We start from the raw sequence: 16,167 nt of genomic DNA, 5'->3' as shown, positions 1-16,167 counted from the left end.
CCGCCGGTTCTCCAACCGACCTTCCCGCAAGCGTTTAATGCAGCGGTCGATCATACTTCGCGGCGACGAACCATACCTGCAGCACGTTGTCCACGAGGAGCACCGTACGAATGTCCACGGTATATTCTTTATTGCCCCCCACGAGATAAATTTTATTTCTGAGCAGCAATCTGGCCAGCTCCGCATTCGTATTGATTTTGTAGATGCTTGTCCCGAGAAAGACGGAGAGGTCGACTTTCAATTGGGTTTTCAAGGAAAGCTTCGACTGCTCGTCCAAGCTCGCATCCGACTCATCTTCCTTCCCGTCCATGAGCGTGGTCGATATGCTCTTCACGACCGTATGCTGATCCTTGAATTGGTTCAGCTTCTCGATCCGATCCTCGTATTCGCTCAGCTTGCCTTCCAGCTCCGTATTCGTATCGCGCAAGGCGTTGAAATTCATGAAGAAAACGGCATGGTACGCCATGGCGCCTAAAATGCTCCCAAGCACGATATAAGCGGCGGCCTGCATCAATCTCGTAAACCGTTCGAAAGGCGGCACTCGCATTTGCTAGACCGCCCCTCTGCACAGCCAACGGATGAGTTCCGTTCCCATATGCGCGCCGAGGAAGGCGCATAGAATGTAGCCGATCTGGAGCGCGACAGGTGACAGATGGCCTTGGATCATGTTGCTTTCGATGACGCGCATCGGATCGATCGTGCCGCCGACGGCCGCGACGAGCGCCCATATTTTCAAGCGGGACGCGGTGTCCATCATGGCATCCGCAGGCGCGGTCATGACGAGGACGGAGCCCATGCCGGCAAGCAGCGAACCGCCGAACACGACGCCGAAGGCGATGAAGAAATCGATCGTTGCTTTCGAGAAGAAGGAGTCCATGCCTATATGCTCCCTTCCATTCTGGAGAGAGACGCGGCTCGTCCTCTCCGGATCTATGGGCGGGCAGCTCCGCGTCGGCGGAACGTCCGGCCCTAGTCCATTGTATGGGCGGGCGGGGCGCCAATATGATAAACTGATAGAAAATGATGCACGTTTACGATAGAAAGAAGGAATGGCGATGAGCGGCGGACGCGAATTTGTACATTTACACGTTCATAGCGAATTCAGCTTGCTCGACGGGGCTGCCCGGATCAAGGATCTGGTAGAGGCTGCCGCGGAGCAGGGCATGAAGGCGCTGGCGCTGACCGACCACGGGGTCATGTACGGCGCCGTTCCGTTTTATAAGGCCTGCCGGGCCCGCGGAATCAAGCCGATCATCGGCTGCGAGGTTTATTTGACGACGGGCTCGCGCTTCGATAAAGGGACGCGCAAGGATAATCCGATTTACCATCTCATCTTGCTTGCCAAGAACGAGACGGGCTACCGCAACCTGATGAAGCTGAGCTCTATCGGACATCTGGAAGGGTTTCACTATAAGCCGCGGATCGATTTCGAAGCGCTGCGGGCGCATGCGGAAGGTTTGATTTGCCTCAGCTCCTGCCTGGGCAGCGAAATCGCGCAGCACTTGCTGCAGGACCGGCACGACGAGGCGCTCCGTTCGGCGGAACGTTACCGGTCGATTTTCGGTGAAGACTTCTATCTGGAGCTTCAGGATCACGGCATGCTGGAGCAGAAAAAAGTGCTGCAGGCGACGCTGGCGCTGGCGGAGCGGACAGGCATCTTGACCGTGGCGACGAACGACGTCCATTATCTGCAGCCGTCCGATGCGGCCGTGCAGGACGTGCTGATCTGCATCGGCACCGGGACAACGATCGAAGACGAAGACCGGCTGCAAATGCTGACCGATCAGATGTATTTGAAAACCCCCGATGAAATGCATCTTCAATTCCGGCAGGCGGCGGACGCGGTGGCGCGTACGGTCGAGATTGCCGATAAATGCTCGCTGGAGCTGACGTTCGGCAGAGCGTTGCTGCCCGCGTTTCACCCGATACCGTCTGGCATGACCTCTTCTTCTTATTTGGAAGCGCTGTGCAGGGACGGGCTGGACGCGCGTTATGCCGGGGGCTCCGCATGGGCAGCGGATCCTTCCTTGCAAGAAGCCGCGATGGAACGTCTTCTCTATGAACTGAAAGTCATAGACAACATGGGATTCAGCGACTATTTCCTGATCGTCTGGGATTTTATCCGGTTCGCCCATGAGCAGGGCATCAGGACCGGTCCGGGACGGGGGTCTTCGGCAGGCAGTCTCGTGGCGTATACGCTCAACATTACGGACGTGGACCCGCTCAAATACAAACTGCTCTTCGAACGGTTTCTGAATCCCGAGCGGATTTCAATGCCGGATATCGATATCGACTTCAACGACGAACGCCGGGACGAGGTCATCGCCTACGTATCGGCCAAATACGGCGAGGAGCACGTTGCTCAGATCATTACGTTCGGTACGATGGCGGCTAAGGCGGCCGTCCGCGATGTCGGCAGAGCGATGGCGGTGCCGTTCGGGGAAGTCGACCGCGCGGCGAAGCTGATCCCGAATCAGCTCGGCATTTCGCTTGAAGAAGCGCTGCGGACCAGCTCCGAGCTGCGCGAGGCGTCGGAACGCCAGCCGAAAACAGCCGATCTGCTGCGCATGGCGCTGAAGGTGGAAGGCATGCCGCGGCATGCCTCGACGCATGCCGCGGGGGTCGTCATTTCCGGCGAACCGCTGACGAATTACGTACCGCTGCAGGCGGGCACGGAACGGACGGCATTGACGCAGTATTCCATGGAAAATTTGGAAGCCGTCGGCTTGCTCAAGATGGATTTTCTCGGGCTGCGCACGTTGTCGATTCTCGAGCGCACGCTGGATTGGGTGAAGCAGCAGCAGGGCATTACGGTCGATTTCCGGTTTATCCCCGATGACGATCCGGAAACGTATGCCATGCTGACGCGCGGCGAAACGACGGGGATTTTCCAGTTGGAGTCATCTGGCGTCAGGCGGGTGCTGAAGGAGCTGAAGCCGACGCAATTCGAGGATATCGTCTCCGTTCTGGCGCTGTACCGCCCGGGTCCGATGGAGTTTATTCCCAAATATATCGCGGGCAAGCACGGCCAGACGGAGGTCGTCTATCCGCATCCTTCGCTTGAGCCGATTCTTGCCGACACGTACGGGATTATCGTTTATCAGGAGCAAATCATGCAGATCGCGTCCGCGATGGCCGGATTTTCGCTAGGCGAAGCGGATTTGCTGCGCCGCGCCGTTTCGAAGAAGAAGCGCGAAGTGCTGGACGAGCAGCGCGCGCATTTCGTCAGCGGCAGCTTGTCGCAAGGCTACGGCGAGCAGGATGCAAATGCGGTCTACGACATGATCGTGCGATTCGCGGACTACGGGTTCCCGCGCGCGCATGCGGCCGCGTACGGCGTTCTTGCGTTCCAGACGGCATGGCTGAAAGCGAATCATCCCGTACCGTTCATGGCGTCCATGCTCGCATCCGTAACGGGCAACCAGCGCAAGACGGCGGAATACGTGGATGAATGCCGCCGGATGGACATCGAGGTGCTCGCGCCCGACGTGAACGAGAGCAGCGTGACGTTTACGCCCGTCGGCGGGGCGATCCGGTTCGGCCTGGCATCGATTAAGAACGTAGGGACGCAAGCGATCGAGTCTCTGCTCAAAGAGCGTGCTTCGCGCAAGTTCGATAGTCTGCTGGACTTGTGCCGCCGCGTCGACCTGCGCGTCGTGAACAAGCGCGTGCTGGAATCGCTGATTCAAGCCGGCGCTTGCGACGCGCTCGGCGCGCACCGCGCGCAGTTGGTCGCCGTGCTGGACGAGACGGTCGAAGCCGCGCTGAAGTGGCGCAAAGAGCGCGAGGAGCTGCAAATCGAGCTGTTCGGCTTCGAAGAGGTGCAGAACTGGGACGTGGAGCTGCCGGAAGTCCGGCCGTTTACGACAGGGCAGCTGCTGGGCCTGGAGCGGGAGCTGCTAGGGATGTACTTGTCCGGCCATCCGCTGGACGATTACGACGAGGTGCTGGACGGCTTGCCGGTCGATCGCCTCGTCGATTTGGCCGAAGCCCCGGACGGGGCATACGTGCTCGTCGCGGCCATGCTCGTTTCGAAGAAACCGCTGATGACGCGCAAAGGGCAGGCGATGGCCTTCCTCGAGATCGAGGACCGCATCATGCGCGTGGAGGCGGTGGCGTTCCCGACGGTTTGGAAACGCCACGAGCAGGCGCTCGAGCCCGGGAATCTCGTGCTCGCGCTCGCAAAGCTGCAGCAGCAGGACGAGGATTATAAGCTGCTGCTCGAGGACGTGCTGCCGCTCGGCCGCGGCATCGGCGGCGACGGCAGCGCGCCGCAGGACCTTGCCGCGCAGGTGCAGCGGCTGCTGCGGTTCGGGCAGAGCCGGGCCGCGCGGGATCAGGCCGCGGCCGCGCAAGGGCGCGGCGCCGGCGGAGCTGCGCCGCGCGACGGCAGCCCTGCGGCTGCCGTCGCCGGGGCGTCCGGCGGCGGCAGGCCGGAGGCCGGAGGCGCGGCGGCGGCTCCGCGCGACGCGGGAGGCCGCGCCGGCGCCGCTTCGGGCGCTGCCGGCGGCCGGCAAGCCGTGCCGCCGGCTGCGGCGAGCGGCGGCCGGCAGCGCGCCTATGCGCAGGGCGCTGCGCACAGCGCGAACGCGCCGGCTAGTAATGGCGGGGCGGCTGCGCCGGCGAAGCGCAACCAGCGGCTCTATGTCAAAATCGTCGCGGGCCGCGAGGATTCCGCGGTGCTGGAGAAGCTTAAAGCGCTGCTGACAGGCAGCGCCGGGCCGCTCGAAACCGTGCTTTTCTACGAAAGGGAAGGCCGCACGGTCGTCCTGAGCGAGGCCTTCCGGGTCAAGCCTTCCCAGCGGCTGCTGCAAGAGATCGAAGCGATTTTCGGCAAAGGCTCGGCGATTGTGAAATAGCCAAGACGAACCGCGCGCAACGCTAAGGAGCAATCGTTTCTTCTTTATGATCTAGCCGCATTCAAGTCGTAATAAGCGGCTTAACTGTGCAGCGGCGATAAAGTGAATCGGATAACAAATTGCAGAGCGCTCTAGGATCCGGGATTTTGCCGAACTTGGAGATTTGAAAAGGGGTCCCATTGACCGATCTCATATCGGATTGGCGGTCAGAGATGACGCTAAATGTTGGCAATATAACCTATTTTGGCTTTTGGCGGACATGAGAGACGTTATGAGGTCGAAATTTCGTTCAAAGCGAGGCTTTCAACGCTAATAGCGGAACGTGAGTCCGCGCAGTTGCCGAAAACGGGTGATTTGTTGAAATAACGGATACTATGACCGCGCAGAAAGCCGGCGGCGGACGCAAGTGTTTGCATATGAGGTATCTTGCCAGTGCGCGTAATTTGGCGAGTTTGAAGAGCAGTTAGAGGCTAACGGATCGAATCACGCTTATTGGGTCGAAAATAGAGGGAGATTTTGTCTAACGGACTCCAGTGGCGTTAAGATTTGGGAAACAAGTGAAACTGGGCGGACAAGCGAGATTTTGCTAGCCATAACGCTAGTATGATTCGTTAAAAATTCGAAATGGCGTTTTTTGGCTCAATAAGGATCATACGATTCGTAAGGGACCGGTGCGCTCAACATAGGTGCCGCGGACAGCATCAGTCTACACCATCGACATCAGTCCGGCATTACCTTCCAGCATCAGCGTCGGCGCTCCAGCCAAGAACGCTCAAACACCAAAACGGCTCTGGCTGGCATTCAGATTCTTGCAGACATCGCCTGCAAGGCAGCGTTTGAATAACCTCACAGGAACTGCAGACGTTATTCCATTTTCACCGCAGCTACAATACGCCGCACCGGTTTCTTCTTGCAATCCAAGCCTGAATAAGTTTCGCCTTATTCCAGGACTTGGATTTCGTCGGAATGAAAGGGCGCTCGCCGCCGCAAGGCGGCCAGAGCTCTTTCACCAGAAGAAACTCCGCGCCGCCGCAAGCCGGCCAGAGCTCTTTCATCAGAAGGAACTCCGCGCCGCCACGAACCGGCGCAATCGTTTCTTCAGAAGAAACTCCGCGCCGCCACGAACCGGCGCAATCGTTTCTTCTTGAATGCACATGTTTCCAAATCTCCGCATACATTTAGGAGACACGGAGCTAAACATGACTGGCGGCTCCGCATTATCGAAGCTTGCATGGACGGGAGCGCGTCGCGCGCGGCCCTATTCGTACAAGCCGATGCGGGGGGATAATGGATGTCGACCAATATGGAGAAATGGCTCAACAGACGCGGGGTTCAGGTAAGCGACGTAGCGGATATTGTTTTTTCGCTGCAGCGCCCTTATAATCCGGACCTGACTTACCAAGAATGCGAAGAGAGCGTGCTGCAGGTATTGAATAAACGCGAGGTGCAATACGTGCTGTTCACCGGCATCGCGCTGGATGAACTGGCCGAGCGCAAAATGCTGCCCGAACCGCTGCAAGCCATTATGGAAGCCGACGAATCCTTGTACGGCGTCGACGAGACGCTGGCGCTGGGAATTACTAACGTTTACGGGATGATCGGGCTTACGAGCTTCGGCTATCTCGATAAAGTGAAGCCGGGCATTATCCGCAAGCTGAACGAGAAAGGCCAGCACGTGCACGTGTTCCTCGATGACCTTGTGGCCGGTTTGGCAGCGGCAGCTTCAGCGCGGATCGCGCATCAGGATCCCAAAGCCAATCTGTACGAAATCGCGGATCAATCCCAGTAGCCCCGGGTTGCCCGTCCAGAACACGGCATAGCTTCCAGTCATGCGGCGTTGCGATGGAATCTTAACATATGGTATCATTATGACATCATATGCCCAGATAACGACAGTTTATAAGGCATGCCATGGTTCTCCGTCAATATAAGCCAGTATAAGTTTGCAGCATTTACAGCTTATAGGTAAGCTTATATCTCACCGGAATGAAGCGCGCCGCGCCGCCTTAAGGACGGCGTCAGCCGTTTCTCCATGTGCGATCAGATGATCTAAACAAAGCTCAGGAGGTTCCTTCATGTGGACGGTTATCTATATCGCGCCTACGGCAAAAATTGCGGAGAGCATTAAAAACCGGCTGACCCAGGAAGGGTTTCTTGTGAAGATTCGACCGATCAACGTTTCTAAGCAACAATATGAAATATTGGTCCCTTCCGGCGAGCTGGACGAAGTGCAAGAAGTTCTAAACAGCATTCTAAACTCGCAACGGTAATTTAATGACTGCGTTACTAAGCGCACCTGTAATTCTCAAACTACTGCGATTCCATGCGCAGACTGTCAATTCCAAACTGCGCCCCCAAAGAGGTGTCACTCGTGTTCAAGGACTTATTCCATAAAAAAAAATACGCCACGATTCCTTCGGGCCAGCCTCGCACGAAACCGGATATTCCGGAAGGCTTGATGTCCAAGTGCCCGAAGTGCGGCAACATCCAGTTCTCCAAAGAAGTGGAGAAGAATTTGAAGGTCTGCCCGAGCTGCGGCCATCATTTCCGTCTCAGCGCCTGGGAACGGATCGCGATTACGCTCGACGAAGGCCGTCTCGCCGAGTTCGACGCCGAATTGTCCTCCGAGGATCCGCTTGGATTCCCGGGCTATGCCGGCAAAGTAGAAGCACAGAAGAAGAGCTCCGGCCTGACCGATGCGGTCGTGACCGGCGAAGGGACGATCGGCGGATTGCCGGTCGTCGCGGCTTTCATGAGCTTTGATTTTTTCGCGGGAAGCATGGGTTCCGTCGTCGGCGAGAAAATTACGCGCGCGATCGAACAAGCCCACGAGAAGAAGCTGCCGATGATCATTTTCTCGACGTCGAGCGGTGCCCGGATGCAGGAGAGCATTCTCAGTCTCATGCAGATGGCCAAAACAAGCGCCGCGCTGGCGAAGTTCCAAGGCGACGGAGGGCTTTACATTTCCGTTATGACCGATCCGACGACGGGCGGCGTCTCGGCAAGTTTCGCCATGCTGGGCGATTTTAATTTGGCCGAGCCGGGCGCGCTTGTCGGCTTCGCGGGACGCGTCGTCATCGAACAGACGATTCGCCAGAAGCTGCCGGATAATTTCCAGACGGCGGAATTCAACTTGCAGCACGGACAACTGGACAAGGTCGTGCATCGCAAAGAAATGAAACCGTTGCTGATCAAATTACTTGATATGCATTCTGCGAAGGGGGATATGATCAATGGCGGGTGAGCTGCCGTTTGAGAAGCCGCTGAATGAGCTGCAAAAGAAAATCGAAGAACTGAAGAAATTCGGCCAAGAGTCGGGCATCGATTTCAGCGATGAAATTTCCCGCCTCGAGGAACGCTGCAAGAAGCTGCAAGAAGATTTATACAACGAATTGACGCCGGCTCAGAAAATGCATGTGGCCCGTCACCACGGACGCCCTACGTCGCTCGATTACATAGGAGCGATTTTCACCGATTTCATCGAGCTGCACGGCGACCGTTTATTCGCGGACGATCTGGCGATCGTGGCCGGTTTGGCGAAGTTGAACGGCGTACCGGTTACGGTTATCGGCCATCAGCGCGGGAAAGATACGAAAGACAACATCGCGCGTTTCTTCGGCAGTCCCCATCCGGAGGGCTTCCGCAAGGCGCTCAGACTCATGCAGCAAGCGAATAAATTCGGCCGTCCGATCGTGACGTTTATCGACACGAAAGGCGCGTACCCGGGCAATACCGCGGAGGAACGCGGACAATCGGAAGCGATCGCCCGCAACTTGCGCGAAATGGCCACGTTCGGCGTTCCGATCATTTGCGTCGTTATCGGAGAAGGCGGCAGCGGCGGAGCGCTTGCGCTCGGCGTAGGCAACCGCGTGCTGATGCTGGAGAACGCGATTTACTCGGCGATCTCGCCGAACGGCGCGGCGTCCATCCTCTGGAAGGACGCAGGCCGTGCGGATGAAGCCGCCGCCGTTATGAAAATTACGGCAGCCGATCTGCTTGGATTTGGAATCATCGAAGAGATTGTCGAGGAACCGCAAGGCGGCGCCCACAATGATCTCGCGGCTCAGTCCGAAACGATCAAAGAAGCGGTGTGGCGCCATCTGATCGAGCTGTCCCGCATGTCTCCAGACGAGCTTGTCACAGACCGTTACAATAAATTCCGCAAAGTCGGCGTTTACCGATCGCCCGAGCCGGCAGCAGTTCCGGTAGCGGCGCCCGTCGTCGAAGCCGAATCTGCACAAGTATAACGAACAATAAACGTGAACGTAACTACGGAGGATGAAATCTACTCATGCGCAAAACGAAGATTGTATGTACAATCGGTCCTTCCAGCGAATCGCTGGAGAACACGAAGAAACTGATTAACGCGGGCATGAACGTCGCCCGCCTGAACTTCTCGCACGGCGATTTCGAAGAGCATGGCAACCGGATCAAGAACATTCGTCAAGCAAGCATCGAGCTTGGCCAGAACGTCGCGATCCTGCTCGACACGAAGGGTCCCGAGATTCGTCTTGGCAAGCTGAAGGAAGAGCCGATCGAATTGAACCAAGGCGAGACGATCACGCTGACGACCGAAGAAATTTTGGGCGACCGCGACCGGATTCCAGTGACGTATTCCAACCTGCCGGCCGACGTCGAGATCGGTTCGACGATTCTGATCGACGACGGCTTGATCGGCTTGACGGTCGAAGAAGTTCAAGGCACGGAGATCAAGTGCCGTATCGTGAACAGCGGTCCGATCAAGAGCAAGAAAGGCGTTAACGTTCCAGGCGTACATATCTCGCTGCCTGGCATCACGGAGAAGGACGCTGGCGATATCGTTTTCGGTATCGAGCAAGGCGTTGATTTCATCGCCGCTTCCTTCGTGCGCAAAGCGACGGACGTGCTTGAAATCCGCGAACTGCTGGAGAAGCACAGTGCCGGCCATATCCAAATCATTTCGAAAATCGAGAATCAGCAAGGCGTCGACAACCTGGACGAGATCCTGGAAGTGTCCGACGGCTTGATGGTTGCCCGCGGCGACCTCGGCGTCGAAATTCCTGCCGAAGAAGTGCCGCTCGTTCAGAAACAAATGATCCAGAAGTGTAACCGTGCCGGCAAACCGGTCATCACGGCGACGCAAATGCTGGATTCCATGCAGCGCAACCCGCGCCCGACGCGCGCAGAAGCAAGCGACGTGGCGAACGCGATCTTTGACGGCACGGACGCGATCATGCTCTCCGGCGAGACGGCTGCAGGGAAATACCCGGTAGAATCCGTTCAAACGATGTCCCGCATCGCAGTTCGTGCGGAATCCGCGCTTGATTATCGTGAAATTTTCACGAAGCAAGCGAAAGCGCAGCAAACGACGGTAACGGAAGCGATCAGCCAGGCTGTTGCGAATTCCGCCCTCGACCTGAACACGAAAGCGATCATTACATCGACGGAAAGCGGCTATACGGCTCGCATGGTGTCCAAATACCGTCCGAAATCGCCGATTATCGCGGTTACGCCGAACGAGCAAGTCATGCGTCGCTTGGCTCTGATCTGGGGCGTTATTCCCGCGCTTGGAACGCCTGCGGAAACGACGGACGCGATGTTCGATATCGCCGTTCAAGGCGGCATCAACTCCGGCCTCGTTAAATTGGGCGATACCGTTATTATTACGGCAGGCGTACCGGTTGGCCGTTCCGGTTCCACGAACCTGATCAAAATCCATACCATCGGCGAAATGATCGCCAAAGGCCAAGGCATCGGCAGCCAAAGCGCAACGGGCAAAGTAGTCGTAGCCCGTACGCCTGAGGAAGCCATCGCCAAGACGACGGAAGGATCCATTCTGGTTACTTACTCCACGGATCGCGAATATATGCCTGCTATCCAGAAGGCAGCGGCAGTTATCACGGAACAAGGCGGCATTACTAGCCATGCGGCGATCGTGGCGCTGAACCTGGGTATTCCGGTCATTCTGGGCGTTCAGAATGCTCTGGGGCTGCTGCATGACGGAACCGAAGTAACGGTTTACGCGGAAGTCGGCGTTATTTATTCCGGACAAGCGAAGGTCATGTAAGAAACCGACCCGATTCATAGCACGTATATAGAAGCGATGGCACGCAAGTGCCGTCGCTTTTCGTTCAACTAAGGAGAGAATCGCAATGACGAAGGAAGAGTCGAGCGCGAATTATCGCTGGCATTTGCATCCGCTGCGGGTTAGGTACCAGGAGACGGATCGGATGGGGGTCGTATTTTACGGCAATTATGTCACCTGGTTTGAAGTCGGCCGAACCGAAATCGTACGTGCCTTGGGGACGCCGTATTCCGCGGTCGAGAAGGAAGGCCTGCTCTTGCCGGTCGTCGACTTGGAATGTACTTACTTATCGCCGGCGCGGTATGACGATAACGTGCTCGTGTGCACTCGGATTGAACAGCTCTCGCCGATTCGAATGGCTTTCCGCTCGGAAGTGCGCTTGATCGGGGAAGGGGAGACGTATCCAGCCTTCTGGGAAGGAGAAGAGCCTCCCGGCAAGCTGCTTGTACAGGGCGGTACGCGTCATGTATGGGTGAACGGGGAATGGAAGCCTTCGCGCCTCGACAAAGCGCTGCCAGAGCTCTATGCGATGCTGCAAAGGGCTGCCTCGAACCTCTAGAACAGGAAGCCAAGGAGAGATGACAAGATGCTGAAATGGCTGGTTGCTGCAATTATTATCATCCCTACGGTTGAATTATGGGGTATTATCAAGATGGGGCATGTAATTGGCGGATGGCCGACATTCGGCCTTATTTTGCTTACCGGATTCTTGGGAGCCAAACTAGCGAGCTCTGAGGGGCGCAAGGCGTTCGCCGACGTCCAGGTTCAGCTGCAAAGCGGTAAACCTCCGGGTCATGCCATGCTGAACGGGATCTGCGTGCTTATCGGCGGTCTCTTGCTGCTCTTGCCGGGTTTCTTTTCCGATATCATTGGGATTACGATGCTGCTGCCGATAACGAGACCGTTCTATCGGCTTCTGTTATTCAAGTGGCTGGAGAAGAAAGTACGGAACGGCTCGTTCGTCATTCGCAGAAGGTAATTTGGCAACAAGCGGTCCAAGGCAAACACAAAATTATAAATGTAAGGAAAAGATGACCATGAGGATCGGTTTTTTCGACTCGGGAATTGGCGGGTTGACGGTATTGGCAGAAGCGCTTCGGAGACTTCCGGCCAAGGATTATCTCTATATGGCGGATACCCTTCATGTGCCATACGGTACGAAGTCACCAGAGGATGTACGAAAGTTTATAATGGAATCGGTCGGCAAAATGGTCGACATCGGCATCGATGCATTGGTCATCGCATGCAATACGGCGACGAGCATTGCCATTCAGGAACTGCGGGAAACGTATGCCTTTCCGATTATCGGCATGGAGCCTGCAGTGAAGCCGGCCGTTGAAATGAATCGCGCTACGGGCAGAAGGGTGCTCGTATTCGCTACGCCGCTCACGCTGAAACAACAGAAGTACGGTGCGCTTCTCTCGCGCGTGGACGAGGCAAGGATCGTAGATTCGCTGCCGCTCCCGGAGCTCGTTGAATACTGCGAGCGACTGCAATTTGACGAGGAGATCATGAAGGGGTATTTTCTCGGTAAACTGGCCGATTACGATCTCGACCACTATGGCATTATCGTGCTTGGCTGCACGCATTATCCTTATTATACGAACATATTGCGAGACCTGCTTCCGCCGCATATCGGTATCGTCAATGGCAATGCCGGTACTGTCAAGCGGCTCGCCGCTCAGCTGAACCGATTTGGCATCGGCGAAGGAGGGGGGAGCGGCGACGTGCGCTTCATGTGTTCCGGCGACGATTCCGCCTATACGGCGAAGATGGAGATCGCGCTTGCCTATATTCAAGAAAACCTTGTGCTAAGCGGAGAAACCGAATCGGTAGGGTAGGTTGATGCTCACGTCTTGGGCCCGCGAACGATGAATCCATATAGGTCGCGGAACACGTTGGCCTTATGAATCGCCGTCAGAATGATGAGCGAGACGGGACCGACGATAAGGCCGAGCACGCCGAAGAGCTTCAGTCCGACGAACATGGCGATCAGTGTCGGCAGCGCCTCCAGTCCGACGCTGCTCGCCAATACTTTAGGTTCGATCGTCTGCCTGGCAACGAGAATGACCCCGTACAGGATGGAAAGCTCGATTCCCAGCGTAACGTCTCCATAAATGAAGGTATAGAGAATCCAAGGCACCATCGCCGCGCCTACGCCAAGATAAGGGAGCAGGTCGACGAGACCGATAAGCATGCCGATCGTGATCGCGTAGTGGACGCCTATAATAAGCAGGCCGATGGTTACGACGACCGCCGTAATGGAGATCATGATGAACTGGGCGCGTAAATAACCGAAGAGCGCTTTTTTGAGATCTCGCCAGACGACGAACGCGGACTGCATAATATTTTGCGGAAACCAGGCGGCTGTCCGTTTGCCGAGCCTAGTCCAGTCTTTGCTGATGAAGAACGCGGCCAGCAGCACGACGATCGATATCGTGGCGACATTCGGGAGCGAGGTAATGATGCTGACGATGCCGTTCAGGATCGACGTAATGATCTGGGTACTCGTCTGAGCTACTAAATTCGCAGTATCCGAAATGCGGCCGTTGATGGTTTCTTGATAGTTGGGATTATCCTGGTAGAAGGATGTCAGTTTGGTGATCAGGTTTTGGATTTCCGGTTTATCCATTATGTATTCGAATTGATCGCGCCACCAATCGATATTGTTGTTAAGCGATTTGGACAGCGTGATGATTTCCACGACGATGCGGGTGACGAGCGCCGAGACGATGGTCAGCATCGCAATGACGAAAATAACGAGGGTAATAGAGACGCCGAGCCAGCGCGGAATTTTTAATTTCCGGTTAAGCAGGTTCACGATCGGATTAATCGCGTAAGCAAGCAGCCATCCGAGCAGAAACGGGTAAACTAGCGGTGTCACGTAAATGACGGCAAGGATGAAAATAACCAGCAGAGACAGCACCAACGCGGTTCGCCAAATTCGTTTCCAAACGACCCGATCCATATAATCAATCACTCCTTCAAGTTCTAAGCGGCCGAAATCCCTTTATAATTATTGTATAATTGTAGCATATGGACTATGGCCTTTACCAAAAAATAAGTTATTGGAGCCTGATGTTTACGTGTCCTTTACAATTCATTAATATGTGACGAACATTATCCCTACATAATTGTATTATTCGACAATCAGGAGGCTCCATGTAATCGATGAACAAGACGATATCACAATATGTAAATCGTGATTTAAGCTGGGTGGAGTTCAACCGCAGGGTATTGGAAGAAGCTCACGATCCCGAGAATCCGCTGCTCGAACGTGCTAAGTTTCTAGCCATCGTGTCGAGTAATTTGGATGAATTCATGAGCGTCCGCGTGGCGGGCATTCAAGATCAAATAAAAGCAGGCTATACGAAACGCGATTTCTCGGGCTATTCGCCCGCGGGTTTATGGAAACGATTGATGAAACGCACCGAACAAATGGTCGTGGACCAATACCGGACGTATCGCGAAGTGCTTCGCGGCCTATCGAAGGAAGGCATTTGCTTCCGTGCAATGGACGAATTGAATCCGCAGCAGCTTAAAGCGGTTGATGAATATTTTCATGAAATCGTATTCCCGGTCTTGACGCCGATGGCGGTCGATCAAAGCCGTCCGTTCCCGCTGCTGCATACCAAAGAGCTGTATTTATCCGTTCTGCTTGGCAACGGCACGGACCTGGAGCTAGATGAGGAACCGTTCTTCGCAATCGTTCAAGTCCCGTCGATCCTGCAGCGTTTCGTTCAGGTTCCCGGCCGTGTCAATAGCAAGAAACATGAATTCGTGCTGCTTGAGGATTTGATCGAGCGGCATATTAATACATTGTTCAATGGTTATACGACGATAGCCGTCGATCCGTTTCGTTTAACGCGCAATGCGGATTTGACGCTCAACGAAGAGGGCGCCGAGGATTTGCTGGAAGAGATCGAGAAGGAGCTTCGCCGCCGCCGCTGGGGACTTCCGGTTCGTCTGGAATACAGCAAAGGCATGCATCCTTATGCACTGCTTATGCTGAAAGAAGAGCTCGAACAAGGCGAAAACTTGTTTGAAATCGACGGGCCGTTGGATTTGAGTTTTCTCATGCGTTTCGCCGGTTCGCTTGACGGCTACGAGAATTTGAAATATCCGCGAATCGAGCCGGTATATCCGCAGGAATTCGAAGATACGGAAGACATGTTCGCCGTGATCCGCCAGGATGATGTGCTGGTTTACCATCCTTACGAGTCTTTCGAAGCGGTGAGCGATTTCGTCTTGGATGCGGCTCAAGATCCGAATGTGCTCGCAATCAAAATGACGTTATACCGGGTAAGCGGACAGTCCGCGCTCGTGCAGGCTTTGGCCATGGCCGCGGAGTCCGGGAAGCAAGTAACCGTAGTCGTGGAACTGAAAGCGAGGTTTGACGAGGAGCGCAATATCGCTTGGGCGCGGCAGCTTGAGAAAGCTGGCTGTCATGTCGTGTACGGCCTCGTAGGACTGAAGACGCATGCGAAAATCACGCTGGTCGTACGCCGCGAACAGGGCATGCTGCGCCGATATGTTCACGTGGGCACAGGGAATTACAATGACAGCACGGCGAAGCTGTATACGGACATCGGCTTGTTCACGTCCCATCCCGTTATCGGTGCGGACGCTTCGGCGTTGTTCAATGAAATTACCGGTTATTCGTCTCCCTATGAGTGGAAAGCGTTCGGCGTTGCGCCGACAGATTTGCGGGAAAAGCTGTTCGGGTTGATCGATCGCGAGAAGGCGCATGCCGCCGAAGGCAAACCTGCCCATATTATCGCGAAAATGAACAGTCTCTCGCATCAGGAAATGATCGATAAGCTGTACGAGGCATCGCAAGCGGGCGTTCGGATCGAGCTCATCATTCGCGGCGTTTGCTGTTTGCGTCCCGGCGTGCAGGGGCTGAGCGAGAACATTCGCGTGATTAGCATCGTTGACCGGTTTCTGGAGCATTCCCGCATTATTTATTTCCATAACGGCGGGGAAGAGGAGCTTTATCTATCAAGCGCGGATTGGATGACCCGCAACCTGACAAGGAGAATCGAGCTGATGTGCCCGGTCTTCAATGCGAGGCTGCGAGGTACATTGATGAACGTGCTGCGGATGAACCTGGATGACAACGAAAAGGCTCGCGAGCTGCAATCCAGCGGCAATTACGAGCCGGTAAGCAATGAACTGAAGCCTCTTCGGAGTCAATTCGTGGCGACGAACATCCGCACTTGGAAATGCTGATTCAGATGCCGG

The 16,167-nt window shown here is 55.6% G+C and carries 14 protein-coding genes; 10 read left to right on the top strand and 4 right to left on the bottom strand.

Annotated elements, in window-relative coordinates; genetic code table 11:
- Nucleotides 1–34: 34 nt before the first annotated feature.
- Nucleotides 35–547, bottom strand: coding sequence for a sporulation membrane protein YtrI (locus GZH47_RS07075; protein WP_162639449.1), 513 nt, complete (start codon nucleotides 545–547; stop codon nucleotides 35–37).
- Nucleotides 548–550: 3 nt separating this feature from the next.
- The gene (locus GZH47_RS07070; RefSeq protein ID WP_162639448.1) at nucleotides 551–877 is read right to left on the bottom strand and encodes a YtrH family sporulation protein; all 327 of its coding nucleotides are present in this window, start codon (nucleotides 875–877) and stop codon (nucleotides 551–553) included.
- A 178-nt stretch (nucleotides 878–1,055) separates the two neighbouring features.
- Here GZH47_RS07070 and GZH47_RS07065 point away from each other — a divergent pair, with 178 nt between their 5' ends.
- Entirely contained in the window at nucleotides 1,056–4,859 is a 3,804-nt protein-coding gene (locus GZH47_RS07065; RefSeq protein ID WP_162639447.1) for a DNA polymerase III subunit alpha, read from the top strand.
- Nucleotides 4,860–5,743: 884 nt separating this feature from the next.
- Here GZH47_RS07065 and GZH47_RS07060 read toward each other — a convergent pair.
- A complete protein-coding gene (locus GZH47_RS07060; protein WP_162639446.1) occupies nucleotides 5,744–5,914 on the bottom strand; it encodes a hypothetical protein in 171 nt (56 codons plus the stop codon).
- A gap of 236 nt (nucleotides 5,915–6,150) precedes the next feature.
- Between GZH47_RS07060 and GZH47_RS07055 the strand changes: the two genes are divergently transcribed.
- The 8 genes from GZH47_RS07055 (at nucleotide 6,151) to murI (ending at nucleotide 12,764) form a co-directional block, all read left to right on the top strand.
- Nucleotides 6,151–6,648 (top strand): phosphatidylglycerophosphatase A family protein, encoded by a 498-nt coding sequence (locus GZH47_RS07055; RefSeq protein ID WP_162639445.1) that lies wholly within the window; start codon nucleotides 6,151–6,153, stop codon nucleotides 6,646–6,648.
- Nucleotides 6,649–6,934: 286 nt separating this feature from the next.
- Nucleotides 6,935–7,129 (top strand): glutamate decarboxylase, encoded by a 195-nt coding sequence (locus tag GZH47_RS07050; protein ID WP_162639444.1) that lies wholly within the window; start codon nucleotides 6,935–6,937, stop codon nucleotides 7,127–7,129.
- Between the two features lie 101 nt (nucleotides 7,130–7,230).
- Nucleotides 7,231–8,103: an acetyl-CoA carboxylase, carboxyltransferase subunit beta gene (gene accD / locus GZH47_RS07045; protein WP_162639443.1), complete on the top strand. Its 873-nt coding sequence runs from the start codon at nucleotides 7,231–7,233 to the stop codon at nucleotides 8,101–8,103.
- Entirely contained in the window at nucleotides 8,093–9,106 is a 1,014-nt protein-coding gene (locus GZH47_RS07040) for an acetyl-CoA carboxylase carboxyltransferase subunit alpha (protein WP_162639442.1), read from the top strand. Before accD ends, GZH47_RS07040 begins: the two co-directional genes overlap by 11 nt.
- Before the next feature lie 44 nt (nucleotides 9,107–9,150).
- A complete protein-coding gene (gene pyk / locus GZH47_RS07035) occupies nucleotides 9,151–10,905 on the top strand; it encodes a pyruvate kinase (protein ID WP_162639441.1) in 1,755 nt (584 codons plus the stop codon).
- An 85-nt stretch (nucleotides 10,906–10,990) separates the two neighbouring features.
- Nucleotides 10,991–11,482, top strand: coding sequence for an acyl-CoA thioesterase (locus tag GZH47_RS07030; protein WP_162639440.1), 492 nt, complete (start codon nucleotides 10,991–10,993; stop codon nucleotides 11,480–11,482).
- A gap of 27 nt (nucleotides 11,483–11,509) precedes the next feature.
- Entirely contained in the window at nucleotides 11,510–11,902 is a 393-nt protein-coding gene (locus GZH47_RS07025) for an FxsA family protein (RefSeq protein ID WP_162639439.1), read from the top strand.
- Between the two features lie 58 nt (nucleotides 11,903–11,960).
- Nucleotides 11,961–12,764 carry a glutamate racemase gene (gene murI / locus GZH47_RS07020; RefSeq protein WP_162639438.1) on the top strand — a complete coding sequence of 268 codons (804 nt, stop codon included), beginning with the start codon at nucleotides 11,961–11,963 and terminating at the stop codon, nucleotides 12,762–12,764.
- An 8-nt stretch (nucleotides 12,765–12,772) separates the two neighbouring features.
- Here the strand turns inward: murI and ytvI are convergent, their stop codons facing one another.
- Nucleotides 12,773–13,891 carry a sporulation integral membrane protein YtvI gene (gene ytvI / locus GZH47_RS07015; RefSeq protein ID WP_162639437.1) on the bottom strand — a complete coding sequence of 373 codons (1,119 nt, stop codon included), beginning with the start codon at nucleotides 13,889–13,891 and terminating at the stop codon, nucleotides 12,773–12,775.
- Nucleotides 13,892–14,094: 203 nt separating this feature from the next.
- On the opposite strand from ytvI, the gene ppk1 reads away from it, so the two are divergent.
- On the top strand, nucleotides 14,095–16,155 hold the full coding sequence (gene ppk1, locus GZH47_RS07010) for a polyphosphate kinase 1 (RefSeq protein WP_162639436.1): 2,061 nt from the start codon (nucleotides 14,095–14,097) through the stop codon (nucleotides 16,153–16,155).
- The last annotated feature ends 12 nt before the right edge of the window (nucleotides 16,156–16,167 follow it).

Origin of the sequence: Paenibacillus rhizovicinus (assembly GCF_010365285.1) — a bacterium.
GTDB classification, from domain to species: Bacteria; Bacillota; Bacilli; order Paenibacillales; family Paenibacillaceae; genus Paenibacillus_Z; species Paenibacillus_Z rhizovicinus.
The sequence above is the reverse complement of the archived record's forward strand: the minus strand, read 5'-3'. Positions and strand labels throughout refer to the sequence as shown.